The 2,443-nt window shown below is 67.6% G+C and carries 2 protein-coding genes; both read right to left on the bottom strand.

All coding sequences use genetic code 11. The annotated features are described in order from the left end of the window. A partial coding sequence (locus H5T74_14610) for a DegT/DnrJ/EryC1/StrS family aminotransferase (GenBank protein ID MBC7231606.1) occupies positions 1-917 on the bottom strand: 917 nt, incomplete at its 3' end. Continuing rightward, on the bottom strand, positions 914-2,419 hold the full coding sequence (locus H5T74_14605; protein ID MBC7231605.1) for a Gfo/Idh/MocA family oxidoreductase: 1,506 nt from the start codon (positions 2,417-2,419) through the stop codon (positions 914-916). The genes H5T74_14605 and H5T74_14610, both read right to left, overlap by 4 nt. Positions 2,420-2,443: the final 24 nt, after the last annotated feature.

The following is a 2,443-nucleotide window of genomic DNA, read 5'->3' as shown; positions in this document are numbered from 1 at the left end:
CTTCCCTCCCCCACCAGGACGGTGTACTGGTTGTAGGTGGGAAGGGCGCCTTGGGGGTGGGTGAGCACGGTTATTCCCTCGATGTCCCGGAGCGCCCGGTCGTAGAGGGCGGCGATCCTTCTCCTGCGCTCGAGCATCTCCTCCAAATAAGGGAGCTTGGCCAAGAGCACCGCCGCCTGCAGGGTGTCCAGGCGGGAGTTGTAGCCCACGAGTTCCGCACGGTACTTGTCCTTCCCGCCGTGCTGGGAGAGCGCCCTCGAGACTTCGGCGATCTCGCCGTCGCAGGTGGCGATCATCCCCCCGTCGCCGTAGCAGCCCAGGTTTTTGGAGGGAAAGAAGCTCAAGGCCCCGGCATCGCCCAGGCCGGCGAGCTTTCTTCCCTTAAAGACTCCCCCCAGGGCCTGGGCGCAGTCCTCCAGCACGAAGAGGCCATATCTTTCCGCGATGTCCGCAATGGCCTCCATGTCGCAGGCCTGGCCGTAGAGGTGGACGGGGAGGATGCCCACGGCGTTGCGGGCCTCCTCTTTCAGGTATGCATCTATCCTTTCGGGGTCGATGTTCAAGGTGTCGGGGCGTACGTCCACGAAGACCGGGGTGGCGCCGGCCCTGAGCACGGCCTCGCCGGTGGCCACGAAGGTGAAGGGGGTGGTGATGATCTCGTCCGAGGGGTCGAAGTGATCCCTTCCTCTTTCCCTCATAGCCAGGGCCCTGAGGGCGATGGCAAGGGCGTCGGTGCCCGAGGCCACGCCCACGCAGTGCTCCACCCCCAGGTAGCGCGCCATCCTCTCCTCGAGCTTCGCCACCTCCGGCCCCCTGATCCAGCGCTGGTGGGAGAGGCATGCGGCGATGGCGGCGTCTATGCCCTCCTTCATGTGTTCGTATTCGCGCCGGAGGTCGAGCATGGGGATGGGCTTCACGTGTCCCCCTCCGCCTGCTTCAGCGCTCCCCCCTCCAGGCGGTAGGTGAGCCCGCAGGCCTCGCAGGAGGCGGAGCCTCCCTCGGGCAGCGCGGGGAGGGTGGCCCCACAGCGGCAGGCCCAGCCGCGGAAGGCCGCGGGCACTCCGGCCACCACCGCGTGGTCGGGCACGTCCCTGGTGACCACCGCCCCCGCCCCCACCATGGCATAACGGCCTATGGTCACCCCGCAGAGCACGGTGGCGTTGGCCCCGATGCTCGCTCCCCTCCTCACCAGGGTGGGCAGGAAGGCGTCCTTTCTCTCGATGAAGGCGCGGGGGGTGAGCACGTTGGTGAACACGCAGGAGGGGCCGCAGAAGACCTCCTCCTCCAGGGTCACCCCGCGGTAGAGGGAGACGTTGTTCTGTACCTTGCAGCCGTCTCCTATGCTCACCTCCGGCCCCACCATGACGTTCTGGCCCAGCACGCAGTTTTTCCCGATTCGGGTGCCCGAAAGGAGGTGGCAGAAGTGCCAGATGCGGGTGCCCTCGCCGATGGTGACCTCTTCGTCTATTACCGCCGTCTCGTGTATGAAGACATCCGCCTGCCCGCCGGGGCGCACGGGACGCTGTCCCTTGCGCAGGCTCTCCTCGGCCGCCTCCAGCACCGCGAGCACCCGCAGGCCCTCCTCCGCGTCGGTGAGCGGGGTCTTCCGCTCCTTAACGCAGGAGAGGAAGTGCTCCAGCTCGGCGCGCAGGGGCTCCTCGTCTCCTGCGGGCACGCTCTCATAGTCCGCCTTGCGGGCCACGGGGGTCTTGCCGTCCTTCCACTCGATGTGGTGGGGGTAGAGGCGCAGCTTGTCCTCCGCCACGTCGTCGAAGACGGCCATAGCCCGGGTCCCCACCACCACCAGGCGCTGTTCCTTGTAGGGGTGCAGCCAGCTCACGTAGATGTGGCCCTTGATGCCGCCGGGGAACTCCAGGGCGGTGAGGGTGGTGTCGTAGATGCCCTTGCTCAGGTAGTCCTCGCCGAAGGCGGAGACGGAAAGGGGCATCTCCCCGGTGAGCATGAGCATCACCGAGATGTCGTGGGGGGCGAAGCTCCAGAGGATGTTCTCCTCCGCGCGCAGCCGCCCGATGTTCAGGCGGTTGGAGTAGAGATACTGCACCTTGCCCAGCTCGCCCGAGGATACGAGCTCCTTGAGCCTGCGCACCGCGGGGTGGTACTGCAAGGTGTGCCCCACCATGAGCACCCTGCCCCTTTCGCGGGCGAGGTCTGCGAGCTCCCTCCCCTCCCTCGCCGAGAGCGCCAGGGGCTTCTCCACGAAGACGTCCTTTCCGGCGAGCAGGGCCGCGCGCGCCAGCCCGTAGTGGGTGGCGGCGGGGGTGGCGATGGCCAGGGCGGTAAGGTCCGGGTCCTCCAGGAGCTCCTCGAAGGAGGCGCAGAGGGCGAGGTCGGGGTAGGCCTCCCTGGTGGAGACCAGGACCTCGGGGTCGGGGTCGCAGGCGGCCTTGAGCACGCCCATCTCGCACAGGTTGCGCAGGATGTT

It is taken from the genome of Actinomycetota bacterium, from assembly GCA_014360645.1.
In the GTDB taxonomy this organism is placed as follows: domain Bacteria; phylum Actinomycetota; class Geothermincolia; order Geothermincolales; family RBG-13-55-18; genus Solincola_B.
This window is presented reverse-complemented; position numbering and strand designations above follow the sequence as displayed.